The sequence below is a fragment of the Motilimonas eburnea genome, from assembly GCF_021295345.1.
Lineage (GTDB): Bacteria > Pseudomonadota > Gammaproteobacteria > Enterobacterales > CBDFNC01 > Motilimonas > Motilimonas eburnea.
On the sequence record NZ_JAIMJB010000006.1, the window covers coordinates 191,037 to 217,842 of the forward strand.

At 46.3% G+C, this 26,806-nt stretch carries 26 protein-coding genes and 2 rRNA genes; 3 read left to right on the forward strand and 25 right to left on the reverse strand.

Annotated features, from left to right (window positions below; genetic code table 11):
* Positions 1-2 precede the first annotated feature (2 nt).
* The 11 genes from K6Y21_RS08070 to rlmD all read right to left on the reverse strand — a co-directional run bounded on the left by K6Y21_RS08070 (position 3) and on the right by rlmD (position 11,731).
* Complete coding sequence (locus K6Y21_RS08070) at positions 3-635, reverse strand: protein-L-isoaspartate(D-aspartate) O-methyltransferase (RefSeq protein WP_233071326.1); 633 nt, start codon at positions 633-635, stop codon at positions 3-5.
* Positions 635-1,375 carry a 5'/3'-nucleotidase SurE gene (surE, locus tag K6Y21_RS08075; RefSeq protein ID WP_233071327.1) on the reverse strand — a complete coding sequence of 247 codons (741 nt, stop codon included), beginning with the start codon at positions 1,373-1,375 and terminating at the stop codon, positions 635-637. The genes K6Y21_RS08070 and surE overlap by 1 nt, the downstream gene beginning before the upstream one ends.
* Entirely contained in the window at positions 1,356-2,393 is a 1,038-nt protein-coding gene (gene truD / locus K6Y21_RS08080) for a tRNA pseudouridine(13) synthase TruD (protein ID WP_233071328.1), read from the reverse strand. The genes surE and truD overlap by 20 nt, the downstream gene beginning before the upstream one ends.
* Entirely contained in the window at positions 2,390-2,869 is a 480-nt protein-coding gene (gene ispF, locus K6Y21_RS08085) for a 2-C-methyl-D-erythritol 2,4-cyclodiphosphate synthase (RefSeq protein ID WP_233071329.1), read from the reverse strand. Before ispF ends, truD begins: the two co-directional genes overlap by 4 nt.
* Positions 2,866-3,567, reverse strand: coding sequence for a 2-C-methyl-D-erythritol 4-phosphate cytidylyltransferase (gene ispD, locus K6Y21_RS08090; protein ID WP_233071330.1), 702 nt, complete (start codon positions 3,565-3,567; stop codon positions 2,866-2,868). The genes ispF and ispD overlap by 4 nt, the downstream gene beginning before the upstream one ends.
* Positions 3,560-3,850, reverse strand: coding sequence for a cell division protein FtsB (gene ftsB, locus K6Y21_RS08095; protein ID WP_233071331.1), 291 nt, complete (start codon positions 3,848-3,850; stop codon positions 3,560-3,562). The genes ispD and ftsB overlap by 8 nt, the downstream gene beginning before the upstream one ends.
* A gap of 260 nt (positions 3,851-4,110) precedes the next feature.
* Positions 4,111-5,409, reverse strand: coding sequence for a phosphopyruvate hydratase (eno, locus tag K6Y21_RS08100; protein ID WP_233071332.1), 1,299 nt, complete (start codon positions 5,407-5,409; stop codon positions 4,111-4,113).
* 86 nt (positions 5,410-5,495) lie between these two features.
* Positions 5,496-7,133 (reverse strand): CTP synthase, encoded by a 1,638-nt coding sequence (gene pyrG / locus K6Y21_RS08105; RefSeq protein WP_233071333.1) that lies wholly within the window; start codon positions 7,131-7,133, stop codon positions 5,496-5,498.
* 133 nt (positions 7,134-7,266) lie between these two features.
* The gene (mazG, locus tag K6Y21_RS08110; RefSeq protein WP_233071334.1) at positions 7,267-8,097 is read right to left on the reverse strand and encodes a nucleoside triphosphate pyrophosphohydrolase; all 831 of its coding nucleotides are present in this window, start codon (positions 8,095-8,097) and stop codon (positions 7,267-7,269) included.
* A 3-nt stretch (positions 8,098-8,100) separates the two neighbouring features.
* On the reverse strand, positions 8,101-10,311 hold the full coding sequence (relA, locus tag K6Y21_RS08115; RefSeq protein WP_233071335.1) for a GTP diphosphokinase: 2,211 nt from the start codon (positions 10,309-10,311) through the stop codon (positions 8,101-8,103).
* A 55-nt stretch (positions 10,312-10,366) separates the two neighbouring features.
* Positions 10,367-11,731: a 23S rRNA (uracil(1939)-C(5))-methyltransferase RlmD gene (rlmD, locus tag K6Y21_RS08120; RefSeq protein ID WP_233071336.1), complete on the reverse strand. Its 1,365-nt coding sequence runs from the start codon at positions 11,729-11,731 to the stop codon at positions 10,367-10,369.
* A 165-nt stretch (positions 11,732-11,896) separates the two neighbouring features.
* Here rlmD and barA point away from each other — a divergent pair, with 165 nt between their 5' ends.
* A complete protein-coding gene (gene barA, locus K6Y21_RS08125; protein ID WP_233071337.1) occupies positions 11,897-14,644 on the forward strand; it encodes a two-component sensor histidine kinase BarA in 2,748 nt (915 codons plus the stop codon).
* 13 nt (positions 14,645-14,657) lie between these two features.
* Here barA and acpS read toward each other — a convergent pair whose 3' ends face one another.
* The 10 genes from acpS to rpoE form a co-directional block, all read right to left on the reverse strand.
* Positions 14,658-15,038 (reverse strand): holo-ACP synthase, encoded by a 381-nt coding sequence (acpS, locus tag K6Y21_RS08130; protein WP_233071338.1) that lies wholly within the window; start codon positions 15,036-15,038, stop codon positions 14,658-14,660.
* 7 nt (positions 15,039-15,045) lie between these two features.
* Positions 15,046-15,741, reverse strand: a complete 696-nt coding sequence (gene recO, locus K6Y21_RS08135) for a DNA repair protein RecO (protein ID WP_233071339.1) — start codon at positions 15,739-15,741, stop codon at positions 15,046-15,048.
* A gap of 23 nt (positions 15,742-15,764) precedes the next feature.
* Positions 15,765-16,676 carry a GTPase Era gene (gene era, locus K6Y21_RS08140; protein ID WP_233071340.1) on the reverse strand — a complete coding sequence of 304 codons (912 nt, stop codon included), beginning with the start codon at positions 16,674-16,676 and terminating at the stop codon, positions 15,765-15,767.
* Entirely contained in the window at positions 16,673-17,344 is a 672-nt protein-coding gene (gene rnc / locus K6Y21_RS08145) for a ribonuclease III (protein WP_233071341.1), read from the reverse strand. Before rnc ends, era begins: the two co-directional genes overlap by 4 nt.
* Positions 17,341-18,255, reverse strand: coding sequence for a signal peptidase I (gene lepB, locus K6Y21_RS08150; protein ID WP_233071342.1), 915 nt, complete (start codon positions 18,253-18,255; stop codon positions 17,341-17,343). Before lepB ends, rnc begins: the two co-directional genes overlap by 4 nt.
* Positions 18,255-20,051, reverse strand: coding sequence for a translation elongation factor 4 (gene lepA / locus K6Y21_RS08155; protein WP_233071343.1), 1,797 nt, complete (start codon positions 20,049-20,051; stop codon positions 18,255-18,257). Before lepA ends, lepB begins: the two co-directional genes overlap by 1 nt.
* 148 nt (positions 20,052-20,199) lie before the next feature.
* Positions 20,200-20,655: a SoxR reducing system RseC family protein gene (locus K6Y21_RS08160; RefSeq protein WP_233071344.1), complete on the reverse strand. Its 456-nt coding sequence runs from the start codon at positions 20,653-20,655 to the stop codon at positions 20,200-20,202.
* Positions 20,648-21,718, reverse strand: coding sequence for a MucB/RseB C-terminal domain-containing protein (locus tag K6Y21_RS08165; protein ID WP_233071345.1), 1,071 nt, complete (start codon positions 21,716-21,718; stop codon positions 20,648-20,650). The genes K6Y21_RS08160 and K6Y21_RS08165 overlap by 8 nt, the downstream gene beginning before the upstream one ends.
* A complete protein-coding gene (locus tag K6Y21_RS08170; protein ID WP_233071346.1) occupies positions 21,666-22,214 on the reverse strand; it encodes a sigma-E factor negative regulatory protein in 549 nt (182 codons plus the stop codon). Before K6Y21_RS08170 ends, K6Y21_RS08165 begins: the two co-directional genes overlap by 53 nt.
* Before the next feature lie 12 nt (positions 22,215-22,226).
* Positions 22,227-22,805 carry an RNA polymerase sigma factor RpoE gene (rpoE, locus tag K6Y21_RS08175; RefSeq protein WP_233071347.1) on the reverse strand — a complete coding sequence of 193 codons (579 nt, stop codon included), beginning with the start codon at positions 22,803-22,805 and terminating at the stop codon, positions 22,227-22,229.
* A 194-nt stretch (positions 22,806-22,999) separates the two neighbouring features.
* Between rpoE and nadB the strand changes: the two genes are divergently transcribed.
* On the forward strand, positions 23,000-24,613 hold the full coding sequence (gene nadB, locus K6Y21_RS08180) for an L-aspartate oxidase (RefSeq protein WP_233071348.1): 1,614 nt from the start codon (positions 23,000-23,002) through the stop codon (positions 24,611-24,613).
* A gap of 39 nt (positions 24,614-24,652) precedes the next feature.
* On the opposite strand, the gene K6Y21_RS08185 is transcribed toward nadB, so the two are convergent.
* Positions 24,653-25,057 carry a protein YgfX gene (locus tag K6Y21_RS08185; protein WP_233071349.1) on the reverse strand — a complete coding sequence of 135 codons (405 nt, stop codon included), beginning with the start codon at positions 25,055-25,057 and terminating at the stop codon, positions 24,653-24,655.
* Complete coding sequence (locus K6Y21_RS08190; RefSeq protein ID WP_233071350.1) at positions 25,044-25,295, reverse strand: FAD assembly factor SdhE; 252 nt, start codon at positions 25,293-25,295, stop codon at positions 25,044-25,046. The genes K6Y21_RS08185 and K6Y21_RS08190 overlap by 14 nt, the downstream gene beginning before the upstream one ends.
* A gap of 143 nt (positions 25,296-25,438) precedes the next feature.
* Between K6Y21_RS08190 and ygfZ the strand changes: the two genes are divergently transcribed.
* Positions 25,439-26,416, forward strand: a complete 978-nt coding sequence (gene ygfZ / locus K6Y21_RS08195; protein WP_233071351.1) for a tRNA-modifying protein YgfZ — start codon at positions 25,439-25,441, stop codon at positions 26,414-26,416.
* Between the two features lie 87 nt (positions 26,417-26,503).
* On the opposite strand, the gene rrf (K6Y21_RS08200) is transcribed toward ygfZ, so the two are convergent.
* Positions 26,504-26,619: ribosomal RNA gene (gene rrf / locus K6Y21_RS08200) — 5S ribosomal RNA — on the reverse strand.
* Positions 26,620-26,685: 66 nt separating this feature from the next.
* Positions 26,686-26,801 (reverse strand): 5S ribosomal RNA (gene rrf / locus K6Y21_RS08205).
* Positions 26,802-26,806 lie beyond the last annotated feature (5 nt).

Genomic DNA, 26,806 nt, shown 5'->3' on the forward strand with positions numbered 1-26,806 from the left:
ACTCAAGCCAATTCCCCGTTAATAAGCGGTACAAAGCGAACCATTTCGATTGTTTGACTCACTAAACGATGCTCCTCTCGTGTGATCACCTTAAGCAGTTGCTCTTGCTCGCCGACTGGGATCACTAATCGCCCACCCACTTTGAGTTGCGTAAGCAGGGCATCAGGAACAGAACTGGCTGCCGCGGTCACTATGATGGCATCAAATGGCCCCTTACTTGGCCACCCTTGCCAGCCATCACCGTGTTTTGTCACGACATTGTGGCAGTCGAGTCGATTAAATTTGCGCCGCGCTTGAAACTTAAGGCTCTTAATTCTCTCTATGGTGCAGACCGATGGAACCAATTGTGATAACACCGTAGTTTGATAACCCGACCCCGTGCCCACTTCTAAAACATGCTGTGGTTCAACCTCAAGTAGCAGCTCAGTCATTCTTGCCACGATATAAGGTTGAGAGATGGTTTGCCCTTGACCAATGGGCAGCGCAGTATTTTCCCACGCTTGGTGAGAAAACGCCTCATCAACAAATAAATGCCTAGGTGTTTGTGCTATCACAGTTAACACCTTTTCATTACCTATGCCCATATCGCGTAGAGTATTGGCAAGGGCCATGCCTGCGGGAGTCGTCATTAGCATTAACTTAACTCCCAGCCTTGGTTCATATTGGCCAGCGCATCTTGATGGGTTAAATCTATGGTTAACGGCGTCACAGAAACATAGCCATTGGCAATAGCGTAAAAGTCCGTATCTGGCCCAGCATCTTGGGTCTTACCCGGCGGCCCAATCCAGAAGATAGACTTCCCTCGGGGATCAATTTGCTTAACAATGGGCTCGGCACGATGGCGGCTTCCTAAACGCGTTAGCTTAATACCTTTTATCTCGTTCAGTGGCAAATCAGGCACATTCACATTCAAGACTTGCGCTCCACTCAGGCCGAATTGTTGTAATTTGCTTAAAACGACTTTAGCGTAATGCGCCGCACTGTCGTAGTGCTTATCACCCACTAACGAAATGGCCATCGCCGGAAGACCAAGAAAGCGTCCCTCCGTTGCCGCAGCCACGGTACCAGAATAAATCACATCATCCCCTAAGTTGGCACCTTCATTGATCCCCGCTATCACGATATCAGGCTCTTGTTCAAACAATTCATTAATCGCTAAATGCACACTATCTGTTGGCGTACCATTCACGCTGTAAAAGCCGTTATCCAACTGGCGTAATCGCAATGGCGACTCTAAGGTTAAGGAATTACTTGCCCCGCTATGGTTTCGTTCCGGGGCTACGGTGACGACATGGGCAATGTCAGCTAACGCGTTGGATAATGCTGCAATCCCAGGAGCAAAAACCCCATCATCATTACTCACTAGTATTTGCATAACTCTCCTGCTCTTCGATAAGTTCTCGAATGACACTGGTTGCATAACAACCCGATGGCAAGTAAAAGCTGATCACCGCATCATTGCCTTCAACCGCCACTTGCAATTGATCGGGTAACATAAACAGGGCTCGGCGCTCTTGGCGCAAGCCATTGTCTTCAAGGCCTTGTTTTAACTCTTGTTCATTCTCAAGTACAGCCTGCTCAAAGGCTTCAGCTTCAAGATTCGCGGCTAATTCCCCCTTACCCCAAAGCGGTCCGGTTAATTGAATATTGTGCTCTGCGAGTCGTTGACTCAAGCTGGGATCGGCTTGCTCGGTCGTGAAGTAGGAACGGCTACCCACTAAACCACAACAATCACCCGGTAACACGGTAAACGCTAAGTTTTGCTCAATACGCGCACTGATGACACGATTAAACAAATAACTACGCGCTGCAGATAAATACATGCTGCGCTTAAATCTATCTTTAATTTTACGCCCTGCAAACATGCTTTTAGCAGCGCTGATGTTGCCACCAGAAAAACCAAAGCGTTGTTGACCAAAATAGTTTGGCACACCTTGTTTTATCTGCTCAACTCTTTGCAATAGCTGAGCCATATCAGACACATCTCTCAGACGAATAGAAAACGCGTTCCCCGCTAAAGCGCCGGTTTTTAATTTTCTATTATGGCGAGTAATATCTAAGATGGTGACATTGTCATTGTTTAAAGCACTAAAGTCGGGGGTGATTAAACCGGGAATATGTACCGAAAAGGTTTGTTCTGTGATCCCTCTGCGGTCTTTTAAGCCTGCATAAGTCACCATCTTGGCAGGTAAGCCTGCAATCTTAGCGATTTCTTTGGCGATATATTGCGTGTTTTCATCGCGTTTTTGCAGCCGAATAAACACATGCTCGCCTTCACCCGTTGGTTGAAAACCCAGGTTTTCAACCACCACAAAATCTTCAACTTCGGATTTAAACTGAGCCGTGATAGTGGGGGCGCCATAAAGATAGGCCCAGTTCATTTCAATGCTCATGAGTTGGCCACCAATAACACCACACTATGACAGGCAATGCCTTCTTTACGCCCGGTAAAGCCAAGTTTCTCCGATGTCGTTGCTTTAACATTAACTTGAGAAATATCCGCGTCTAAATCTGCTGCTAAACAAGCACGCATCGCATCAATATGAGGGGCCATTTTCGGTGCTTGGGCTATGATGGTGACATCTAAGTTACCTAAACGAAATCCCATCTCTTTTGCTTTAGCAAACACATCTCTTAATAAAATTCGACTGTCGATGCCCGCATAGCTGGCATCCGTATCGGGAAAGTGGCGACCAATATCACCTAACGCTAACGCACCTAGGATAGCATCTGTGACGGCATGTAATGCCACATCGCCGTCAGAATGGGCAACTAAACCTTTTTCATAAGGTACGGCAACGCCACCAATAATAACCGGGCCTTCGCCACCAAATTTATGTACATCAAAACCGTGCCCAATTCTAATCATGCTAAGCCTTCATTTTTTAATTGCTTAATAAATAACTCGGCCATCGCCATGTCCTCTGGTCGAGTCACTTTAATATTGTCGCCTCGTCCCGCTATCACCGCACAGGGCTGACCTGCTAATTCCATCGCCGATGCTTCATCGGTAATTAAGCGCCCTTGCGTTATACCTTGTTGTAAACTTTGCATCAGTTCTTTACGGGGAAATCCTTGGGGTGTTAACGCATGCCACAAGTGCTCACGAGCGACCGTCTTAATGATTTGCCCCGATTCATCACAACGCTTCATGGTATCGCGCACCTGAGTTGCAAGAATAGCCCCAGATTGCTGCTCACGGGCATGAGCGATGAGTAAATCAATATCCAGTTTAGTTAAACATGGTCGCGCCGCATCATGCACTAGCACCCAATCGGCTTGCGCAACCGAGTGCAAGCCGCTCAATACCGAGTCGGCTCGCTCTGCCCCGCCTTTAGCCGTGGTCAATTTTGGATGAGAAGCACAGCTTAATACGTTAAACCATTGATCGTTTTCCGCTAATACCACCACCACTTGCTCAATCTCAGGGTGATTAAGCAAAGGGGCTAGGCTTAATTCAATCACCGTTGCTCCCGCCAAGGGCAAATACTGCTTAGGCAACTCAGCTTGCATCCTCGCGCCTATTCCTGCGGCAGGCACAACAGCGGCATACGTTTGCTTATTCATTACGTTTATTTTCTTTGGGTAAAATACGGAAGAAGGTTTCGCCTTGCTTGATTAAACCAAGTTCATTTCTAGCCCGCTCTTCAACAGATTCCGTGCCCTGTTTTAAATCGGCGATATCAGCAAACATGCGCTGGTTTCGCTCACGTAAGACGGCATTATCTTGCTCTTGTTGGTTCACTTCCTCGGCTAGGCGAGTGTAGTCAGCCAAACCATTTTTACCACGCCATAAGTGGTATTGCAGTAATGCCAATATTAGACATAAAAGGAGAGTGAAAAAACGCATAATTGTATTAGCAAGCCATCAGTCAGGTTAGTTAAGCAAAGCGTTATATCTTTAATGCCAGCTAGTTTCCCATATAAAAGCATGCAAATCAGCAACTCAAACGGAAATTGTTAAGGGATTTAGCATAGTTTTCACTATTACTTTTGCAATTAGGGGGCAAAACCACGGTAGTAAAACGCAAAAATCCCCGCCGAGGCAGGGATTTAAATCTATGTATCTAACCATCAATTACCATGGAGGTAACTGAATGGACGGCTAGATTACTGACCTTTAACTTCTTTAAGGCCGTTGTAAGGCGCTTTTTCACCTAGCGCTTCTTCGATACGGATTAGTTGGTTGTACTTAGCAACACGGTCGCTGCGGCTCATAGAACCAGTCTTGATTTGACCTGCAGCTGTACCTACCGCTAGGTCAGCGATAGTTGCATCTTCAGTTTCGCCAGAACGGTGAGAGATTACTGCTGTGTAACCTGCGTCTTTAGCCATCTTGATTGCAGCTAGCGTCTCAGTTAGAGAACCGATTTGGTTGAACTTGATAAGGATAGAGTTAGCTACGCCTTTCTCGATACCTTCAGCAAGGATCTTAGTGTTAGTAACGAATAGATCGTCACCTACTAGTTGAAGCTTGTCACCTAGTAGTTCAGTTTGGTGCTTGAAGCCAGCCCAATCAGACTCGTCTAGACCGTCTTCGATAGAAACGATTGGGAACTTGTTCGCTAGCTCAGCTAGGTAGTGGTTGAACTCTTCAGAAGAGAAAGTCTTACCTTCGCCCTTCATGTTGTAGATGCCCGCTTCTTTGTCGAAGAACTCAGATGCAGCACAGTCCATAGCTAGAGTCACGTCTTTACCTAGTTCGTAACCAGCAGCAGCAACCGCTTCAGCGATAACTTCTAGCGCTTCAGCGTTAGACTTAAGGTTAGGAGCGAAACCACCTTCGTCACCTACAGCAGTGCTGTAGCCTTTAGACTTAAGGACTTTAGCTAGGTTGTGGAATACTTCTGCACCGATACGTAGACCTTCTTTAAGGGTCTTCGCGCCAACTGGCTGGATCATGAACTCTTGGATGTCAACGTTGTTGTCAGCGTGCTCACCACCGTTGATGATGTTCATCATAGGTAGAGGCATAGAGAATTGGCCTGGAGTACCGTTTAGGTCAGCAATGTGCTCGTATAGAGGCTTACCTTTAGACGCAGCAGCAGCTTTAGCGTTAGCTAGAGACACAGCTAGGATAGCGTTAGCACCGAACTGAGATTTGTTCTCAGTGCCGTCTAGGTCGATCATGATTTGGTCGATTTCAGCTTGTGCGCCTGCATCTTTACCTACTAGCGCTTCTGCGATAGGACCATTTACAGCAGCAACCGCTTTAAGAACGCCTTTACCTAGGAAACGCGCTTTGTCGCCGTCACGTAGCTCAAGTGCTTCGCGAGAACCAGTAGATGCACCAGATGGCGCAGCAGCTAGACCAACGAAACCACCTTCTAGGTGTACTTCAGCTTCAACAGTTGGGTTACCACGTGAGTCGATGATTTCACGACCTAGAACTTTAACGATCTTAGACATTAAGATTTCCTCTACATTTATGTAATTTTACAACATTTTAAATTATGAATTTTTTAACAAATCTTCGCTATCGGGTCAATGAGAAACTACTTATCTTCCCGATTTTGGTACTCGCGAGCCGCTTTAATAAAGCCTTCAAACAAAGGATGGCCATCACGCGGCGTCGACGTAAACTCAGGGTGGAACTGCGCAGCCACAAACCATGGGTGCTCAGGGTTTTCGATAATTTCCACCAATTTCTTGTCTGCTGACAAACCCGTTACCTTCAAACCTGCTTTTTCGATTTGCGGTAATAGGTGATTGTTCACTTCATAACGATGACGGTGACGCTCATAAATGGTGTCGCTGCCATACATTTCGTGTACTTTAGAGCCCTTCACTAGGTGACAAAGCTGTGAACCTACGCGCATGGTGCCGCCTAGGTCTGAATCCTCGCTACGGGTTTCTACGTTACCGCTCTCATCGATCCACTCGGTAATAAGGCCAACCACAGGATTAGGTGTGTTTGGGTTAAACTCGGTCGAGTGCGCAGCTTCCATCTCGGCCACATTGCGCGCATATTCGATTAACGCCACTTGCATCCCTAAACAAATACCTAAATAAGGTACCTTGTTTTCACGGGCATATTGCGCCGTCAAAATCTTACCTTCAACCCCACGCTCACCAAAACCGCCAGGCACTAAGATAGCGTCAACGCCTTTAAGAATATCGGTGCCTTTAGCTTCAACGTCTTGAGAATCGATGTATTTAATGCTCACGCTCGCTTGGTTTTTCAAGCCACCGTGTTTCAATGCTTCGTTAACTGACTTATAAGCATCAGGTAGCTCAACGTACTTACCCACCATAGCGATAGTCAGTTCGGTGGTCGTGTTAGCCTCTTCATAGATAACGCGTTCCCACTCGCTTAAATCCGCCTCTGGGCAAGTTAGGCCAAAACGACGCACACAGTATTCATCTAAGTTTTGCGCTTTTAGTAAGGCAGGGATCTTATAAATACTGTCGACATCCTTTAATGAGATAACGGCTTTTTCTTCTACGTTACAGAATAACGAAATCTTAGCGCGCTCATTGGCTGGAATAGTGCGGTCACTACGACAAACCAAAATATCAGGCTGAATACCGATACTGCGTAGCTCTTTCACCGAATGCTGAGTCGGCTTAGTTTTCACTTCACCCGCCGCGCCTAAGAATGGAACTAGGGTTAAATGCATAAAGATAGCATGGTCACGACCTACTTCTGTGCCTAACTGGCGAATCGCTTCTAAGAAAGGTTGTGATTCGATATCACCTACGGTGCCACCGATTTCAACAATCGCGATATCAACGCCTTCACCACCAGCAATCACACGCTCTTTAATACCATTGGTGATGTGCGGAATAACCTGAATGGTTGCACCTAAATAGTCACCACGACGCTCTTTGGCTAACACATCAGAGTAAACACGACCGGTCGTGAAGTTATTACGCTTGGTCATCTTAGTGCGAATAAAACGCTCATAGTGACCTAAATCAAGATCAGTTTCAGCGCCGTCATCGGTAACAAATACCTCACCGTGCTGAATAGGACTCATGGTGCCCGGATCCACGTTGATATAGGGGTCCAGCTTCATGATCGTGACTTTCAAGCCACGAGCTTCAAGGATAGCGGCCAGTGATGCAGCTGCAATGCCTTTACCTAGGGATGAAACTACCCCACCTGTTACGAATATATACTTTGTAGTCATGCTGATCCTGAGAAGTTAGGAGTGTTACGATGGTTTTGAGACGTTCAAGACGGGAAAAAATTATAACAAAACCACCCCTAGCTCACAACGAAAGATAGTGTAACGAGGCAAGAAATTTTCATCTTGTTTTAAATCAACTTTCGTAAGTTTCTTTCACTTTTTGCCAAATTTGTTCCATTTCATCCAGAGAACATTGATCCAGCGCTTTGTTTTGGCTCAAAAAGTGCTTTTCTAACAAGCGAAAACGACGCTCAAACTTGTCATTAGCACGGCGTAATGCTTGCTCAGGATCGTGCTTTAAGTGTCGTACTAGGTTCACCGTAGCGAATAATAAATCCCCCACTTCATCTTCGATTCTGTCTTGGTCAGGAGACACTTGGTGAACCTCATCCAGCACCTCATCAATTTCTTCTTTGATCTTATCTACCACTGGGCCCAAGGTATGCCAATCAAAGCCCACCGTCGCGCATCGTTTTTGGATCTTATTGGCGCGCGTTAACGCCGGCATAGCGCGAGGAATATTGTCTAACACACTTAATTCTTGCGCTTGTTCAGAATCCGCTTTTGCCGCAAGCGTAATAGCCCTTTCTTGGGCTTTTTCTGCCTCCCAGTTAGCCTTGACGGCTTGCTCATCAGCAAAGTCAGCTTGGCCAAACACATGAGGGTGACGCCGTACCAATTTTTCGGAAACAGCTTCAACCACATCATTAAAATCAAATAGTTGCTGCTCTTTGGCTAATTGGGCGTAAAACACCACCTGAAATAATAAGTCGCCTAGCTCGCCTTTTAATTCTTGATAATCTTGCTGTTCAATCGCATCGGCTACCTCATAGGCCTCTTCCAAGGTATGGGGCACAATCGAGCGAAACGTTTGCTTTTGATCCCAAGGACAGCCGTCATCGGGATCCCGTAATTTCGCCATAATTTCAAGTAATTGGTTAATATTGCTCGATTTTTGTTTCATCTATTAAATCCGTTTGGTTTCCGATACGCCTTTTAAGGCATTCACCTTGGCCAACACCTTACCCAAAGAGTCGACGTTATTAATCTCCAACTCCATATCAATAATGGCCGTTTGACTGCGAGTATCAGAGTGGCTTTTCACGCCCAATACATTCACTTTTTCGTTCGCCAACAAGGTGGTGATGTCTTTTAACAAGCCATTGCGGTCCATGGCAGTGACACGCACGGTTAATGAATACCCGGCTGACTCTTCACTGCCCCACTGGGCATCAATGACACGTTCGGGATGGGCTTCTTCTAAATCTTTTAACTGCTCACATTCAAGACGATGCACCGAAATGCCGCGCCCTTGGGTGATATAACCGCAGATTTCATCGCCCGGTACAGGCTGACAACAACGGGCGATGGAAGTCATTAAATTGCCCACACCATCGACCACAACATGATCTTTCTTGCGACGGGTTTTACTGGTTGCAGCAGAGCGCTTTGCCACCTCTTCTAACGCTTGACGATCCGCTTCAGCAGCGGAGGGTTTATTGTGCAAGTTTTGAATAATATTAATGAAATGATTCAAGCGAATGTCATTACTACCAATACCGGCAAATAGCTCTTCCATCGACGACACATTGGCTTTTTTCAGTGCCGGCTCAGCCGCCGTTAACTTCAAGCCGTGTTTTGCCAGTTCCGTTTCCAGCATTTCTTTACCCGCATGTATGTGTTTATCTTTATCAAGCTGGCGAAACCAAGTGGCGATTTTGGCGCGAGCTCGCGATGAATTGACATATCCAGTATGGGCATTGAGCCAATCTCGACTTGGATTGGGCTCTTTTTGGGTAATAATTTCGACCTGATCACCGGTTTGTAAGTGATAGGTAAAGGGAACTATTTTGCCCCCGACCTTAGAGCCGATACAGCGGTGTCCAACTTGGCTGTGAATGTAATAAGCAAAATCTAACGGGGTTGAACCAGACGGTAAGTCGACCACTTCGCCTTTAGGGGTAAACACATACACTCGCTCTTCAAACACCTGGCTGCGAACTTCATCCACTAAACTGCCCGATTCCGTCATGTCATCTTGCCAAGCAATCAGTTTACGCAGCCAGGCAATGCGCTCTTCATAGCCATTGTCTTTGCCAACCGCGCCTTCTTTGTATTTCCAATGAGCCGCCACGCCAAGCTCCGCATTTTCATGCATGGCTTGAGTACGAATTTGGATTTCAACAGGTCGCCCCTGTGGGCCCAGCACCACGGTGTGAATCGACTGGTAACCATTGGGCTTAGGGTTTGCCACATAATCATCAAATTCACTTGGCAAATGGTTGTACAGGGTGTGTACCACCCCTAATGCGGCATAGCAATCTTGCAGACGATCACAAATGATACGCACCGCCCGCACATCAAAGAGCTCATCAAAGGCTAAGGATTTTTTCTGCATCTTTTTCCAGATGCTATAAATGTGTTTGGGTCGGCCATACACTTGTGCTGCAATGTCATGCTCTTTCATGCCTTGGCGCAGGTTATCAACGAAAGCGCCTATATAGGTTTCACGATCAATGCGTTTTTCATCTAATTGCTTAGCAATTTTTTTGTAGGTATCAGGATGTAAATAGCGAAAAGACAGATCTTCTAGTTCCCACTTTAACTGACCAATACCCAAGCGGTTAGCGAGAGGCGCGTAGATATCGGCAATTTCTCTTGCGGCTAATACGCGCGTCTCTTCCGAGGCGTTTTTGATTAACCGTAGGTGACATATCCGCTCGGCCAGTTTGATCACCACCGCTCGCACATCTTCCACCATGGCTAACAGCATGCGACGTAGATTGTCTATTTGCATATCCGAGGGTTTGGCATGGCCTTTGTTTTGCAGGGTGCGAATGGCTTCCATGTCCGTCACGCCTTGAACTAATCGCGCGGCGACCTTGCCAAAGTGCTCGGAAACCCAAGTGACATCTTTAAACTTATGTTCAAAGCTGGGGAATAATAAAGCGGCTTTTAGGGTACTGACATCCATATTCATGGTGATTAATATTTCCACCATTTCGACACCGATTTCCAGCACTTCAGGTCGCTGTTCTTGCTGACTAATTAATTGAACGGCATCATAGACTTGCTCAATTTTTTGTTGCTCTTTGTCATTCAGTCTAAGTGAAGAGGCCCACGCTTTAGGATCACGCTCTTGCTGATTGATAAAGTGGGTATCTCTAACTGAAACCATAATCCTGATTCTCCAAAATAAGCGGTGAATATCGTGTTAGCCTAGGCGTAACGGGTTATTTCTTTGTATCACGCACAAACAGGGCCATGGACTCCATATGTGCCGTTTGCGGGAACATGTCAATCAATCCCAACTTCGCCAACCTGTAACCCCGATCCAACAACGACTTGGCATCTCGAGCCAGGGTGGCTGGATTACATGACACATAGACAATACGCTGGCAATTTAGTTTAACTAAATGTTCGGTCACAAACAGCGCACCATCGCGAGCAGGATCAAGCAGGGCCTTATTGAAGGTTTGCTTGGCCCAAGGTTGCTGGCTAAAATCTTGGCTTAAATCTGCTTGATAAAATGCCGCGTTACTCAGACCTGCTCGCTGTGCATTCCCCTTCGCCTGCTCAACCATACTTGCCACCCCTTCAACCCCCACGACCTGAGCGGCTTGCGTTGCGATAGGCAAACTAAAATTCCCCAAACCACAAAACAAGTCCAAAACCTTGTCGTCTTGTTGTATGTCCAGCCAAGCCAATGCTTGCTCTATCATCTTTAGGTTTACCTTAGCATTCACTTGAATAAAGTTATTAGGAGCAAACTCAATCGCTTGCTGCCAAGGTATGAGGCCATAACGTAAAGTAACAGGGAGGTTCCCTGTTTCAGACGAAGTAAGCAATTGCTGTACCTGATTGTCATTCCCCTGCAAAAAAATGATCGCTTGGTGCGCTATTGATAGCGCTTCAAGAATTTTGTAATCCTTTTTAGTCAAAGGCTTAAGGTGGCGCAATAGGATAGCAGGACCTTGTTCGGCAAGGTAGAAAGACACATGTCCTAACCCTGCAACGATGCTTAGTTGAGTCAAGGCTTGGTACACTGGGCCAATCAACGCTTCAAGTTGCGGCCCCAAAACAGGGCACACTTTTTGCTCAAACAAATCATTACTGCCCTTGCGACGAAAGCTCATTTGCAAATGACGCTGTTTCTTATGGTATTGCAAACCAAATCGCGCGGTGCGCCGATAACCGAATTCATCACAATAAAGCGTTGGCGCCAATTCAATATCGGTAACCTTGGCAAATTTAGCTATCAAGCCTAATAAACTCTCAGCCTTGTAGTCCAGTTGACTCGGATAGCTAAGGTGCTGTAAATCACAGCCACCACATATTTGATAATGTTGACAACTTGGCGTTTGACGCTGAGGCGAAGGCGACAGGATAGAAAGGGCTTGCGCCGTAGCAAACTCCTTTTTTTGTTGCTGTAATTGTGCCACGACTTGCTCGCCTGCAATCGCACCACTCACAAAAACAGGCTTGCCTTGGTGCTGTGCGATGCCGCGACCTTGGTGATCCCAGCGTAAAATATCTAAGGTTAATTTCGCCGTGCTACGTGCATTGGAATGCGCTTTGGGCTTAAAAAATTGGGCCATGGGGTTCTATGTAGGTAAACAACTAAGCTGTCTATTGTCACATATCTGGTTAAAATCGAAAACCTTCACACTAAAAGTCAGCGTTTGCTCATGGTTGTAACCCTATTACCGCGCCTCGCATCATGCTAACATGTGGAAACATGTATTGTTATTTTATCATTTGATATGACCAAGTACGGCCTTCGCGCTCGGGTTATCGCCTTAACAATTATTCCGACCATTGTCATCGGCACTTTGCTTGCGGGCTATTTCACTTTTAATCGCTATCAGCAATTAGAGGACTTGGTCATCGAACAAGCGCGTAATATTGCCGATCCCTTGGCCATTGCCGCTGAAATAGGCATGCGCCAACAAGATCCCAAGTTTTTAAAAGACTTAATTGGCATCACTCATCGTCGCCACAGCCCAGCCATTATTACCATAGGTATCTACAAACCAGACAATACCCTGTATGTGAACAGTAACTATCACCGCAACATAGGTCGATTAAAACTCGATAAAGACAAGCCTATTCCTGAATCGACCGAAGTGGAAGTGTTTGAAGACTATATAATTTTACGTACCCCCATCATAGATGAAAACAACCTCACTAATTACCCCTTGCCACTGCCGTTAGATGAAGAGTCCAATAAATTGGGTTACATCGCCATGTTAGTGAGCACTGACAAAGCGTTACTATTGCAGTTTAGAGATACCACCTCGGCTTTTTTCATTGTATTGCTGGGTATCGTCATCAGTATCATTTTCTCATTTCGCCAGGTAAAACAAGTGACCGAGCCGATTTCGCGTATGGTAAAGGCGGTTGATAAAATACGCGAAGGCCGACTTGATACCCGCGTGATGGGCAATTTCACGGGTGAATTAGGCATGCTTAAAAATGGCATTAACTCGATGGCTAAATCCATGAGTGAATACCATGACGAGATGCAACAAAGCATTGACCAAGCAACTTCAGATTTACGTGAAACCTTAGAGCAAATCGAAATCCAGAACGTTGAATTGGACATGGCGAAAAAACGCGCTCAAGAAGCGGCTCGCGTTAAGTCAGAATTCTTAGCCAATATGTCGCACGAATTACGACCCCCCCTGAATGGCGTAATTGGATTTGCACGCCAATTATTGAAAACGTCTCTCAGCCCAAGCCAAACCGACTACTTACAAACCATTGAAAAGTCAGCTCACAACCTGCTCAATATCATTAATGACATTCTCGACTTCTCTAAACTTGAAGCCGGTAAGCTGGTATTAGAAAGTATCCCCTTTGCGCTGCGAGATACCGTTGATGAAGTGGTCACCCTATTGGCTCCGAGCGCACATGACAAGGGATTAGAGATATCCTTAATGGTCGATCACGACGTGCCATCGGGTGCAGTCGGCGACCCACTGCGCTTCCAACAAGTGCTCACCAACCTCGTGGGCAATGCCATTAAGTTTACCGAAATGGGTAACGTTGAAATTCAAATCAGCATGATGGGTGAACAAGATGGCAAGTTGATCCTCAAAACCATGGTATCTGATACCGGCATAGGTATTTCAGAAAAACAACAGGCCCAACTCTTTGAAGCCTTTGGTCAAGCCGATACCAGCATCACACGCCGCTATGGTGGTACAGGCCTAGGACTGGTTATCACACAAAAATTGGTGCAACAAATGGGCGGCGAAATCGAACTGGTCTCCTCATTAAATCACGGCTCCACCTTTTGGTTTACCATCGCCCTTGACGCTTCCCCCATGTCAATGTCGGAGCCCTTGCCTGTTGCAGGGTTAAAATCACAACCCGTGCTGGTATTTGAAGCCGATGAGTTTTCTGCTCGCTCATTCTCACAACAATTACAGCTATGGCGTATGCAGGTGTTTCTTGCCCAAACCAATGAGCGTTGGCACGAGCTGTTATCTGATAAATACCAAAGCATCGTGATTGGCCACAGTGATAATTTACACATAGGTCCTTTACTTAAGCGGGTCAGTGAAGCAAAAGATTTCTGTGATAACGTGGTGGTTTACATTAATACCGCCAGCCCTGAAATTAAAGAAGAGATCTTGGCCCATGGCGCCAGCCATGTGTTAACCAAACCTGTTAATCACCGTAAATTTGCCGCTGCCCTCACGGATATTCAGGTTGAATTTGACGCAGCGCCAGTGATTAAACTCAAACCTAATCGCAGTCAAACCGCATTAAAGGTGATGGCGGTGGATGACAACCCAGCCAACTTAAAACTGATCTCGGCGATGCTTGATGATCTCGTTGGTGAAGTCGTCACTGCAACGAATGGTAAAGAGGCTGTGAAGCGATCGGAGCAAGCCAGCTACGACCTCATATTTATGGATATTCAGATGCCAATCTTAGATGGTATCAGCGCTTGTCAACAAATTCGCCAAGGCACAACCAATAATGAAACCCCTATCATAGCGGTGACCGCTCATGCTATTGCTGGCGAACGTGAGAACCTAATTGAACAAGGCATGGATGATTATTTATCCAAACCAATCGATGAGAACATGCTGGTGCAAATAATCGATAAGTGGGCGGTAGAGCGCCACCAGCACCCCGTCAACCCAACTCACCTTGATTGGGATTTGGCCTTGCGCCAAAGTGCCGGTAAACCTGATCTCGCCAAAGAAATGCTCACCATGTTAGTGGAAAGTTTTGCCGAGGTGGAAGCCAATATCAACCAGGCCATGACACAAGAACTCAATGAGCAGGAATTGGATGCGGTGATCCACAAATTCCATGGCGGTTGTAGCTACAGCGGTGTTCCTACTTTACAAAAACTTGCAGCATTAATCGAAACGGAGCTAAAAGGTGGCCAAGCAATACAGGAGCTCGAGCCCGAATTGTTTGAGCTGATGGATGAGATGAAAAAAGTAGAAGCCGCAGCCAAAGCTTACCTAACTGACCCAGCCGTTAGCTAAGCCAAAGCGCTGATTAAGATTCAAAAATCACGGTCACCACTGCGTAATGTTTTTCATCAGAAATACTAATGTGGTGATGCCTGATGGTTTGCGCTAAGGCCAACTCGGCGGCCTTACCTTGAAGTGATAACTCAGGCTTGCCCGCGCTGTTATTGGTCACAACAAAATCGGTAAACGTCACCCCCGCGGCAATGCCCGTTCCCAACGCCTTAGCCGCGGCCTCTTTCGCGGCAAAACGTTTAGCCAAAAATCGCGCAGGTTGTTTGTGAGCTAAAAACTGCTGCCATTCGCTCTGCGCCAATAATCGTTTGGCAAAATGATCACCTGTTCTCGTTAATGCCTGTTCAATGCGACGAATATCCACGATGTCCGTGCCCATACCAATAATTGCCATTGAACTCTTATCCCTTGTTACGTTGTTGTATGAACAGCTGTCGACTGATTAAAGGTTGATTACCCAAATTATGTTGGATCAACATACGGCAAAAACGCTTAGCGGCTTGAGCCTGCCCGGGGGTCGTAAAATCTCGTGCTGCCAACGCCCTAATATGCCCGCCCCAAAACGCCTCTTTGTCACCTTGCTCTGCGCGAATAAAGCCTTGTTCCATATCCAGGCGATAATAGGTCTCTGCGACGATGGGCTCGTAGGTATCCGCCGCCAAATCAAAATCAATGGCATAACCTAGGGCGGTCAACAAATCCAATTCAAAACAGCGTAGAATAGGCTCGTAATGTTGGCTTTTCGCTAAGGCGAGTAAGGTTTGCTGGTAGTGTTCAAATAAGTGAGTATAAGGCGTGAGATGCTCAAGGAGGCGATACAAGAGTTCATTTAAATATAACCCCAAGTAAAGCTTATCACCGGGTAAAGGCAATGCATGGGTTTGTGGTTCAACACTGCGAATATATTTAAGTTGGCCTTTGCCGCCCCACGCTAAGCTCAATAATGTAAAAGGTTGCAGCAGCCCTTTGAGGTTGGAGCGCTTACTGCGGCTGCCTTTCACCAGTAAAGAAATCCGACCATCTTGTCGAGTAAAGACTTCTAATAGTTGGCTGGATTCGCGATAAGGGCGAATGTGCAAAACAAACGCATCTTGCATCCTAATCCACCCTTAATTCGCGCTTAATCTTCGGAATAACCTAAGCTGCGTAAGGCGCGTTCATCATCGGCCCAGCCCGACTTAACCTTCACCCACAGCTCAAGAAACACCTTACTGTCAAACAGCTCTTCCATGTCGATACGCGCCTCACGACCGATGACTTTTAGCTTTTCGCCTTTTTTGCCTATTACCATCCGCTTTTGGGTATTTCGTTCGACTAATATCAGGGCGTTGATTTGTAACGTGCCGTTTTCCTGTTGCTTAAATTGCTCGATTTCCACCGTGGTCGAATAAGGCAACTCATCCCCGGTAAAGCGCATCAGCTTTTCGCGCACAATTTCTGATGCCATAAACCGACTAGAGCGATCGGTAATGTAATCATCTGGGAAAAAGTGAACGTTTTCAGGCAGCGACTCGCGTGCAAACTCAGCAATCTGCTCGACATTTTTGTTGAGCTTAGCCGACATAGGCAAAATCGCTTTAAAGTCACGCAAGGTGGACAAGTGCTGTAAATGCGCCATTAGGGCTTCTTTATCTTTAACGTTATCGACTTTGTTCACCGCCAAAACCACAGGCGCCTTTGTCCCTTCAAGCTTAGTGAGTACCATTTCGTCATCGGCGGTCCAGTGGGTACCTTCAACAACAAAGATCACCAACTCCACGTCAGCGAGGGTGCTCGAAGCAGCCTTATTCATTAGACGGTTAATCGCCCGTTTTTCCTCGATGTGAAGACCGGGTGTATCCACATAAACGGTTTGATAAATACCGTGCGTGTCGATGCCGAGAATACGATGGCGCGTGGTTTGCGGCTTACGCGACGTAATACTGACTTTTTGCCCCAGTAGGCTATTTAATATGGTTGATTTACCGACATTAGGTCGACCAACAATAGCGACCAAACCACAACGGGTATCTATTTTTGGCTCATCTATCATGCCAGTAACTCCAATGCTTTTTTCGCCGCCGCTTGCTCTGCTTTACGGCGACTGGTGCCCTTTCCTAGTGCCGGTTCAGGCAATCCAAGAACCACACACTCAACCGTAAACTCTTGATTATGTGCTTCCCCTTTAATATCAATTACCTTGTATTCAGGCAAGTCGCGTTTGTGGGCTTGCAAAAATTCCTGCAAATTGGTTTTTGCATCTTTTTGTCCCGCGCCGGGTTTAATGATATCCAAGCGAGATTTATACCAAGACAAGACCAATCGATTCACGGTTTCAATATCTGAATCCAAATAGATGGCACCAATCAGTGCCTCAATGGTATCAGCTAAAATCGAATCACGACGAAAACCACCACTTTTCAACTCGCCAGGACCTAAAATCAAACAATCCTTGAGTTCAAATTCACGACCAAACTCCGCCAAGGTGTTGCCCTTAACCAGGGTCGCTCGCATTCGGCTCATATCGCCTTCATTGATGTTAGGAAAACGTTTATATAAATCCGTCGATATCACAAAACTCAGCACTGAGTCGCCTAGGAACTCGAGACGTTCGTTATGCTTACCATTTGCACTGCGATGAGTCAGCGCCTGCAGAAACAGCTTAGTGTCTTTAAATTCATAACCAAGGCGTCTGGCCAAGCGTTGCCTATCTAAATTCATTCGATACCACCTATTCGGCTAAATCTGACATCGGTTGGGACCCACTTAGGTAATGCGCTACTGTCATCACGGCCAAACTCAAAACTGATCCAAATGGCCGCCGCTTTACCCACTAAGTTAGCTTCGGGCACAAAGCCCCAAAAACGGCTGTCTAAGCTGTCATCGCGGTTATCGCCCATCGCAAAGTAGTGGCCTTGTGGCACTATCCACTCATCAGGCCTTACGGTTTCCGGCTGATTAAAGTAATTGCCAATGCGCTCAGAGCGACGATTGTTATTTAACACATGATGGGAAAGCGTTGCGGTTAATTGCTCACTTAACTCATCCACTTGAACGTGGCCATCCATAAACGGCCCCACAGGCTTCATCTCAACCTTAGTCAAAGGCCCACAAGGCGCTTCATCACAGGCTTTTTGGATGTATAACTGCTTACCTTGATAGACAATACGATCACCGGGTAAACCAATAATTCGCTTAATATAGTCAATCTGTGGGTTCACTGGGTATTTAAACACCGCCACATCGCCTCGCTCAGGTTTACCAGTGGCAATCAACTCAGTACGAAACACCGGATCTTTAATGCCATAAGCAAACTTTTCCACCAGAATAAAGTCACCCACCAATAAGGTTGGCTTCATCGAGCCCGATGGGATCTGAAACGGTTCATAAATAAATGAACGCAGCACAGTGACAAAGGCGATAACCGGAAACACGGAGACAACTTGCTCAACCCAAACCGGCTGAGGTGCGATACTGGCTAGCACTTCATCATCAAGGGGCACATTCGATTTGGCTTTAACCGCTTCCACCTCTTGTGCTCGTCTAGGTGCCCAAAGAAACTTATCTAAACACCAGAAAATACCGGTCACGATAGTGGCGATAACCAGTATCAACGAGAACGTATTTGCCATTACTTATCCTTACCTATGTGCAATACGGCAAGGAAGGCTTCTTGTGGTACCTCAACGTTACCGACCTGCTTCATCCGTTTCTTACCTTCTTTTTGTTTCTTCAACAGTTTCTTCTTACGACTGACGTCACCGCCGTAACATTTTGCGATAACGTTTTTACGCATTTGCTTCACGGTTGAACGAGCAATGATGTGCGAGCCAATGGCCGCTTGAATCGCAATGTTAAACATTTGCCTTGGGATCAGGTCTTTCATGGCTTCGACCAGTTGGCGACCTCGTGATTCAGAGTGATCCTTGTGGGTAATTAAGGCCAAGGCATCAACGCGATCACCATTAATAAGCACATCAACACGCACCATGTTAGAAGCTTCAAATCGCAGGAAGTTGTAATCTAAAGACGCATAACCACGGCTCGTGGATTTTAGCTTATCAAAAAAGTCCAACACCACTTCAGCCATAGGAATATCATAGACCACGGCCACTTGATTACCATGGTAAGTCATGTCCACTTGCGAGCCACGCTTTTCCACACATAAGGTAATCACATTACCTAAGTAATCCTGCGGCACTAAAATGTTACAGCGCGCGATAGGTTCGCGGATTTCTTTAAGATCATTCACCGCTGGCAGCTTAGCAGGGCTATCAACGTAAATAATCTCATTGCTGCTCAGCACAACTTCATACACCACGGTAGGTGCGGTGGTGATAAGATCCAGGTCGTATTCGCGCTCAAGTCGCTCTTGGATGATTTCCATGTGCAGCATGCCCAAGAAACCACAGCGAAAGCCAAAGCCCAGTGCCGTCGAGTTTTCAGGCTCATAGAATAATGACGCATCATTCAGGCTTAGTTTTCCTAAGGCATCACGAAATGATTCATAATCGTCTGAGCTTACCGGGAACAAGCCGGCGTAAACCTGTGGCTTAACCTTTTTAAATCCCGGTAAGGGTGTCTCAGCACCGTGTTTGGCTGTGGTCAAGGTATCCCCGACTGGCGCCCCTAAAATATCTTTAATACCACACACAACCCAGCCCACTTCGCCAGCACTTAAGCTTTGAGTGTCGACTTGTTTTGGCGTGAAAATACCCAAGCGGTCTACACCCCATTCTTGGCCCGTGCTCATGACCCTAATCTTGTCGTTTTTCTTAAGGACACCATTCTTGATCCGGACTAACGAAACCACCCCTAAGTAGTTATCAAACCAAGAGTCGATAATTAAGGCTTGTAAAGGCGCCTCAGGATCTCCAACAGGCGCAGGAATGTTTTTGACTATGTCTTCGAGTACTAAATCTACGCCAACCCCTGTTTTGGCTGAGCATCGTGTCGCCTCAGTTGCATCTATGCCCACGATATCTTCGATTTCTTCCGCGACACGTTCAGGATCTGCTGCGGGTAAATCAATCTTATTTAAGACAGGGACCACTTCCAGATCCATTTCTATCGCGGTGTAACAGTTTGCAAGGGTTTGCGCTTCCACCCCTTGGCCAGCATCAACCACCAATAGCGCCCCTTCACAGGCAGCCAACGAGCGGGATACTTCGTATGAAAAGTCTACGTGTCCCGGGGTATCGATGAAGTTAAGCTGATAGGTCTCTCCATCTTGTGCTTGATAATCCAAAGTCACACTTTGTGCTTTGATAGTAATACCGCGCTCTTTTTCTAGATCCATCGAGTCTAGAACTTGAGCCTGCATTTCGCGATCGGTCAAACCGCCACATACTTGGATCAAACGATCGGATAAAGTGGATTTACCATGGTCAATGTGGGCTATGATGGAAAAATTTCGAATGTGCTTCATGAATACTCGGCGTTAATACTTAGGGACAAACAAATAAGGAGCGAATTCTAACCAATTTGTAACGTTCTCGCTATCTTTATGCATAAACTGACAGCAAACTATCGTGATCTTTTATGCCGAATAGAGGAAAAGACGAGGGCTTAGGGAGTTAGGGATTAGGATCGGAGTGAGACTCAGGTTTAATACTCACCTGATGATGAGACGAGGCCTGGCTAAAACAAGCATTTGCCAAAAATAGTCCAGTGGCTAACCCCACACCGCCACCAATAACCGAGCTGAGCTCAGCCCACTCAGGTGTCACCAAATAAGGCAACACAGCAGCCCCTAGTATGAGCCCAAGTAGAGGGAGTAGATAAACTTTAATGGCCGCATTCACCAACACTTTATCCGTGACGGTCAGCTCCACCGTTTGCCCAACCTGAAATCCATGCTGGCGCTCAACCTTCACCCCAAGGGACTGGGTGCGAATAGGAAAAGCTTTTGCCAGTACACTGGTGCCACAGCTCCCTTTTGCACTGCAACTTTGACATGCACTTTGAGTTTGGCACTTCACCCAAACGGTATCAGATTCAACGGCCACAATTTGCCCATGCTCGTTAGCCATGGTTGTTACCTTTTCCCTTGGCTTTGTTGTTCCCCGTCGCCATGACCGAACGCGCTATTTTCAAACCCGTCTCTGTTGGAATATCACCTACCACGGTAATTTTATTGCCACGATGCTTAACAGTAATAAGATTAATGGCGCCTTTACGTGCAACGGGGGTTAATGAAGCCATAGGCTGCTCGTCTGGCTCGATGTAAACAGAGACCATGGCCACTCCATCGGATGCCATAAAGTAATCAACGGCATCCCCCGTAATTGGGATACTGTGGCTATCACTTGAAACGACTTGAAACCCTTTAGGTAACCATGATAGTTGCCAGGCAACAGAGTTAGCAGCTGATTTGTTGACCGTCACAACGGCGGGTAAATCAACACTCGATAATTCCGCAATCCATGGTGTCGCCTCGTTATAGAGGCGCAAAGAAATAGCCATCATTTGTTCTACAAGCTGACCTTGTAAATCAAGGGTGTCGATGCGTAACGGCAAGCTAGTGTGACGATCTAGCCATATGAGATAACCGTAGCGGTCTCCGTCTTTAGGCGACATTCTGATCACTTGAGCGGGTCGCCCGGCGACTCGGCTTTTGCCCGCCTGAACAAAATCGTAGCTTAACTGCAGTTGGGCCAAGTCCTGCTTGGCTATTCGAAACAGGCTTCCCTGCTGTAACTCTGTTTCCAAGGTGTAGGGCTCGATATCTGGTTCAAAAAAGCTGACTTGCTTGCCGCGTTGAACATATTCCGTTGGCGGCCCATTCAGGTGACTCAAATAGGATATTTCTAACCCATCTAACACCCCATGACTTAAACGCTTAGGTTCAATAACCCCTTCAAAAACTTGAATATAGGATAGATCGTAATTTAGCTCGGCAAATGAGTTAGCCATTTGCTGCAAAAAGAATTCGGTAGACTGATTTGCTGGCGGGTGGGGCTCGCTTGGGGCTGCCCAACTACGAATACAAAACAAGGCAAGTACACAAGCGAGCAGAATGGCTTGTGTACTTTGAGTAAACTTAGTTTTGTTGCAACATACGCTGCTGTAAGGTGTGATCCTGTAAAAGTGCATTTATTTTTCGACGCTGTTCCAGCTCTTGTTGTTCGGTTAACTTATCAACGTTAGCAGGCTGGGCTTGAAGACTGACCGGCTCAGCAATACCTACAAAAGGCACAGTATCTAATACTGGCGCTGGCGTCAAACTATCTTGTTGTGCGGTATTTAATTGCACCCCGATAACCACTGATGCAGCCACTGATGCCGCGATGGCATACTGCCCTACTTTCTTGAATAAAGGCACGACATTACTAGGTAAAATCGAATCACCTCGCTCCGGTGTCGCTTTTTGAGGTGCCATTACAGTAGGTTCATCATCTAAAGCACTCATCACGGACGATGCGACATCAAGATTGACATCATCGAGTGTATCGCCACGCATCACATCACCGATAAGTTGATAGCGTGAAAATTGATCGACCATCTGCTCATCTTTCAGTAAATCAGACAGAAAGCCTCTGTCGTTTAATTCACTGTCGACAAAAGCAGATAGTTTTTCATGATTAGACATTCTGTTTCCCCATTAACGCTGCAATAGCGGTTGGATCTTTTTATCGATAGCTTCTCGAGCACGGAAGATGCGTGACCTTACGGTCCCCACGGGACACCCCATGACATCAGATATTTCTTCGTAACTCATTCCTTCTAATTCACGTAGCGTTATCGCTGTGCGCAAATCATCGGGCAAATTTTCTATCGTACTAAATACAACATGTTTAATTTCATTACTGAGTGTGACAGCTTCAGGCGAAGAAGATTCCTTTAACGCATCATGATCTTCAAAAACTTCGGCCTCGGTCACATCTAGGTCGGCAGACGGGGGTCTTCTCCCCTGCGCGACCAGATAATTCTTTGCTGTGTTTACCGCTATTCGGTACAGCCAAGTATAAAAAGCGCTTTCGCCTCTAAATGTGGCTAAGGCTTTATATGCTTTTATAAATGCATCTTGTGTTACATCCGGTACATCACCGGGGTGACTCACGTAACGTGATACTAAGCTTGCTACCTTGTTTTGGTATTTAATGACCAACAAGTTATAAGCATTTTTGTCACCTTGCTGAACACGTTCAACAATTTGTTGATCAGTTTCTTGCGCGCCCATTCGAGACGTCGGCCTCCAAAATTCAAACAAAAATCGACTAGCTCGAATGTTATTGCATAATGATAGACTGCTGAAATTAAGAAAAGTTCATAGAACTGCAAAATAATTTCTACTTGCCCTGTCTCGGATAAATGCATATTAACGAAAGAACGAGTAACATACGGTAAGTCTTACTTTATTGGCAATAGTACCCTATGAAACATAATGTTGAATACCTTTCTGATGTTTTGATTATCGGTAGTGGCGCAGCTGGTCTCTCATTAGCACTAAAATTAGCCGAACACGCGGATGTTCGTGTATTAAGTAAAGGGCCGCTCTCTGAAGGCTCGACCATGTATGCTCAAGGGGGCATTGCAGCTGTATTTGACGAATCCGACAGTATTGAATCCCACGTAGCCGATACCTTAGTTGCAGGCGCTGGGATCTGCGATGAAGAAACCGTCCTGTTTACAGCCACCACAGCCAAAGACTGCATGGAATGGCTGATAGGTGAAGGCGTTCCCTTCGATCGGGAAGAAAGCAAAGACAAAGACAGTGATGAAGTCAAATATCACTTAACCCGAGAGGGTGGCCACAGCCATAGACGTATTTTGCATACTGCAGATGCAACCGGCAAAGCCGTACAAACCACGCTAATCGAAGCGGTTGCTCAGCACCCTCGCATCACAGTGATGGAGCGCTTCAACGCCGTCGACTTAATCACCACACGCAAGCTTGGCTTGGCAGGTAACCACATTGTCGGGGCATATGTTTGGAACCGAGACGCTGAGCAAGTAGAAGTCATCAAGGCCAATTTTGTTGCCCTCGCGACTGGCGGGGCAAGCAAGGTTTACCAGTACACCAGTAACCCCGATGTTTCCAGTGGTGATGGCATTGCCATGGCATGGCGAGCTGGCTGCCGCGTTGCCAACATGGAGTTTAATCAATTTCACCCCACTTGTTTATATCATCCCGAAGCCAGAAACTTTTTATTGACCGAAGCTCTTCGCGGCGAAGGGGCGTATTTACGTCGTCCGGACGGCACTCGGTTTATGTTAGAGCGTGACGAGCGCGCCGAGCTAGCCCCGCGTGATATTGTGGCGCGGGCCATCGACCATGAAATGAAACGCTTGGGTGCGGACTGCATGTATCTAGACATCAGCCACAAGCCAAAAGAGTTTATTATGAAGCACTTTCCCACCATTTATGAAAAGTGCTTATCGTTGGGCATTGATATGGCAACCCAGCCAATTCCTATTGTGCCTGCGGCACATTACACCTGCGGAGGTGTGATGACAGACATGCACGGGCAAACTGATTTAGCAGGGCTTTATGCAATCGGTGAAGTGTCCTACACCGGCCTACATGGCGCTAATCGCATGGCCTCAAACTCATTATTAGAATGTATTGTGTTTGCTCATGCTGCAGCTAAAGACATTATTAATAAACTGCCTCACAAGCGTAAAATCCCTCAGGTACCGGCATGGGATGAGAGTAAAGTGTCTAATTCGGATGAGGAAGTGGTGATTCAACATAACTGGCACGAGTTACGCCTATTTATGTGGGACTATGTCGGTATTGTCCGTACCGATAAGCGACTTGAGCGCGCTTTGCGCCGTGTCCAGCTGTTACAACAAGAAATCAATGAATATTACTCTCATTTCCGTGTAAGCAACAATTTACTTGAGTTACGTAACCTTGTTCAAGTTGCCGAGCTCATCATACGCTGTGCCATGGCAAGAAAAGAAAGTCGCGGTTTACACTTTAACTTAGATTACCCCGACTTACTTCCTGAGTCAGGGCCAACCATACTCACGCCTAAACCTTAATTTTTAAGAGGGGATGCGAGTAAACGCTCACATCCCCTTTTAAGGATAAGAAAATCGATTCAAATTAATGACTCTCGCTAGACGTCTATACCCTTGATTAGAAATGCCATCGGCATACACCAATAGCCGAAAAGCCTGCTGTTCATTTTTCAACTTAACAACCAGTAACCACGGCCAAACTTGACAACCCACTTCCATTTGGCCATTAAACACCTGTTCACCTTGCAAAGTGACACCACCCACGTCATCAAATAATATCATTTGATATTTTGGTTTTAGCTGAAGCGCCATGACTAGACCAGCGAATAATAGAACGGCACTCGCTAATAAGGTGATGGGTGATACCTTAAGCCATAGAGCCCCACCAGATAGCAGGGCAAAAGGAAGGAAAAAGACGAGCTGAGCAAGTCTTGAAGGGTGCAGCTTAGCGTTATACCTTAACACGATTTAAAATAAGGCCCACCATGGCTGCAAGCTCAGGATCTTGGCAATCTTGGTGCCCCATAAACCAAGCGAATAAGTCTGGGTCGTCACAGGTTAGCAGGCGTTTAAATATGCGCTGCTGCTCACTCGATAAATCATCGTAAGCTTCTTCAACAAATGGGCGAAACAACACATCTAGCTCTAACATGCCTCGACGACAGGCCCAGAGTAGTCTTGATTTTTCATTTTGTGGATTCATTTTGTGTGTTCCTGCTATTAGAAATGCAAAAGCAATATGTTGATCGCATGTTATAGGGATAAAATCACGATGACAACTACTGACAAAGTGCCTTGTGAACTATAACATGAGGTTAGACACTTTAACGCTTGAAAGGAATAACCATGCGTGATTTAACCAGTCTTGAAAACATCTCATTACTGCCTGAATTAGCTCTATGTAAACTAGATAGCTGGGATCTTATTTCCGTCAAAGGCGAAGATAGAATTAACTTTTTACAAGGCCAGCTAACCTGTGATCTAAATAGCCTAGCCCCCGGCCAACAAACCATGGCCGCGCAATGTGATGCACAGGGTAAAACGATCAGTGTATTTCGCTTGATCGTGCTGGAAGATCGGATCTTACTCACGCAGCCTAAATCAGTGACCCCGATACAGTTGCCTGCATTGAAAAAGTTTGCCGTTTTTTCAAAAGTTGAAATTGATATCGAGACCGAATATCAAATGCTTGGTCTTATTGGCTCTAAATCAGCACATTACATTGCTCAGCATCTTGATACCGCAGCGACCCACGACAAAAGTCGCCTATTACCCAATGGCGCTCTAATTAAGCAACCTTATCCATCACTACGTTACCTCGTGATCCTTAAAAACGAGGTGGCAGAACAAGCTTTAACTGAGCTGAAAGAGCAAGCTGAACTATTCACCGATGGTATCTGGAATGCGCTAAACATCGCCTCTGGCGTGGGTTTTATCGAAGAAAAAACCAGCGGTGAATACATCCCACAAGCACTCAACTTAGATGAGTTAGAAGGCATTAGCTTTACTAAAGGTTGTTACATAGGCCAAGAAACCATCGCCAGAGCGAAGTACCGCGGCGCCAACAAACGAGGGATGTTTATTCTTACTGGGCGCGCACAAAGCAAACCTGAGGTTGGTGATACCGTTGAGCTGAAAATAGGTGATAACTGGAAGCGAGTCGGTCAGGTTATCTCGGGTTGCCAATATGGCGATCAACATATTGAGCTGCTGGCCGTACTACCCAAAGATAGCGATCCGAACAATAGCCAGTTTAGGATCAAGGAACAAGCAGAATCAACGCTCTACATCGCCCCCCTTCCTTACACATCAGTTAATAATTAGTATGTTACTGCACCTCACCTAAGAGTGAGGTGAATGCAAGGCTTATGAAATGCAAAAAGCAGCTCGGAGGCTGCTTTTTTTATAGGGTTTTGGTGATGTCCTACTCTCACATGGGGAAGCCCCACACTACCATCGGCGCTGTTGCGTTTCACTTCTGAGTTCGGCATGGAATCAGGTGGGGCCACAACGCTATTGTCACCAAAAAAACTGGTATCCTCGTTCTGAGACGAGAAAAGCCACCCTAAACAGGATGGCTTTATAAATTTGGAGCTTGGCGGTGTCCTACTCTCACATGGGGAAGCCCCACACTACCATCGGCGCTGCTGCGTTTCACTTCTGAGTTCGGCATGGAATCAGGTGGGTCCACAGCGCTATTGCCGCCAAGCATAA

Excerpts from the sequence above, each read along its gene's own strand:
- nadB (WP_233071348.1), top strand. The coding sequence starts at position 23,000 with ATGAAACATAATGTTGAATACCTTTCTGATGTTTTGATTATCGGTAGT.
- pyrG (WP_233071333.1), bottom strand. The coding sequence starts at position 7,133 with ATGACTACAAAGTATATATTCGTAACAGGTGGGGTAGTTTCATCCCTA.
- ispF (WP_233071329.1), bottom strand. The coding sequence starts at position 2,869 with ATGATTAGAATTGGGCACGGTTTTGATGTACATAAATTTGGTGGCGAA.
- ispD (WP_233071330.1), bottom strand. The coding sequence starts at position 3,567 with ATGAATAAGCAAACGTATGCCGCTGTTGTGCCTGCCGCAGGAATAGGC.
- rnc (WP_233071341.1), bottom strand. The coding sequence starts at position 17,344 with ATGAATTTAGATAGGCAACGCTTGGCCAGACGCCTTGGTTATGAATTT.
- lepA (WP_233071343.1), bottom strand. The coding sequence starts at position 20,051 with ATGAAGCACATTCGAAATTTTTCCATCATAGCCCACATTGACCATGGT.
- rlmD (WP_233071336.1), bottom strand. The coding sequence starts at position 11,731 with ATGGCCCAATTTTTTAAGCCCAAAGCGCATTCCAATGCACGTAGCACG.
- truD (WP_233071328.1), bottom strand. The coding sequence starts at position 2,393 with ATGAGCATTGAAATGAACTGGGCCTATCTTTATGGCGCCCCCACTATC.
- surE (WP_233071327.1), bottom strand. The coding sequence starts at position 1,375 with ATGCAAATACTAGTGAGTAATGATGATGGGGTTTTTGCTCCTGGGATT.
- eno (WP_233071332.1), bottom strand. The coding sequence starts at position 5,409 with ATGTCTAAGATCGTTAAAGTTCTAGGTCGTGAAATCATCGACTCACGT.
- era (WP_233071340.1), bottom strand. The coding sequence starts at position 16,676 with ATGATAGATGAGCCAAAAATAGATACCCGTTGTGGTTTGGTCGCTATT.
- K6Y21_RS08190 (WP_233071350.1), bottom strand. The coding sequence starts at position 25,295 with ATGAATCCACAAAATGAAAAATCAAGACTACTCTGGGCCTGTCGTCGA.
- K6Y21_RS08160 (WP_233071344.1), bottom strand. The coding sequence starts at position 20,655 with ATGGCTAACGAGCATGGGCAAATTGTGGCCGTTGAATCTGATACCGTT.
- K6Y21_RS08165 (WP_233071345.1), bottom strand. The coding sequence starts at position 21,718 with ATGCACTTTTACAGGATCACACCTTACAGCAGCGTATGTTGCAACAAA.
- relA (WP_233071335.1), bottom strand. The coding sequence starts at position 10,311 with ATGGTTTCAGTTAGAGATACCCACTTTATCAATCAGCAAGAGCGTGAT.
- lepB (WP_233071342.1), bottom strand. The coding sequence starts at position 18,255 with ATGGCAAATACGTTCTCGTTGATACTGGTTATCGCCACTATCGTGACC.
- recO (WP_233071339.1), bottom strand. The coding sequence starts at position 15,741 with ATGCAAGATGCGTTTGTTTTGCACATTCGCCCTTATCGCGAATCCAGC.
- ygfZ (WP_233071351.1), top strand. The coding sequence starts at position 25,439 with ATGCGTGATTTAACCAGTCTTGAAAACATCTCATTACTGCCTGAATTA.
- rpoE (WP_233071347.1), bottom strand. The coding sequence starts at position 22,805 with ATGGGCGCGCAAGAAACTGATCAACAAATTGTTGAACGTGTTCAGCAA.
- mazG (WP_233071334.1), bottom strand. The coding sequence starts at position 8,097 with ATGAAACAAAAATCGAGCAATATTAACCAATTACTTGAAATTATGGCG.
- K6Y21_RS08070 (WP_233071326.1), bottom strand. The coding sequence starts at position 635 with ATGCTAATGACGACTCCCGCAGGCATGGCCCTTGCCAATACTCTACGC.
- barA (WP_233071337.1), top strand. The coding sequence starts at position 11,897 with ATGACCAAGTACGGCCTTCGCGCTCGGGTTATCGCCTTAACAATTATT.
- ftsB (WP_233071331.1), bottom strand. The coding sequence starts at position 3,850 with ATGCGTTTTTTCACTCTCCTTTTATGTCTAATATTGGCATTACTGCAA.
- acpS (WP_233071338.1), bottom strand. The coding sequence starts at position 15,038 with ATGGCAATTATTGGTATGGGCACGGACATCGTGGATATTCGTCGCATT.
- K6Y21_RS08170 (WP_233071346.1), bottom strand. The coding sequence starts at position 22,214 with ATGTCTAATCATGAAAAACTATCTGCTTTTGTCGACAGTGAATTAAAC.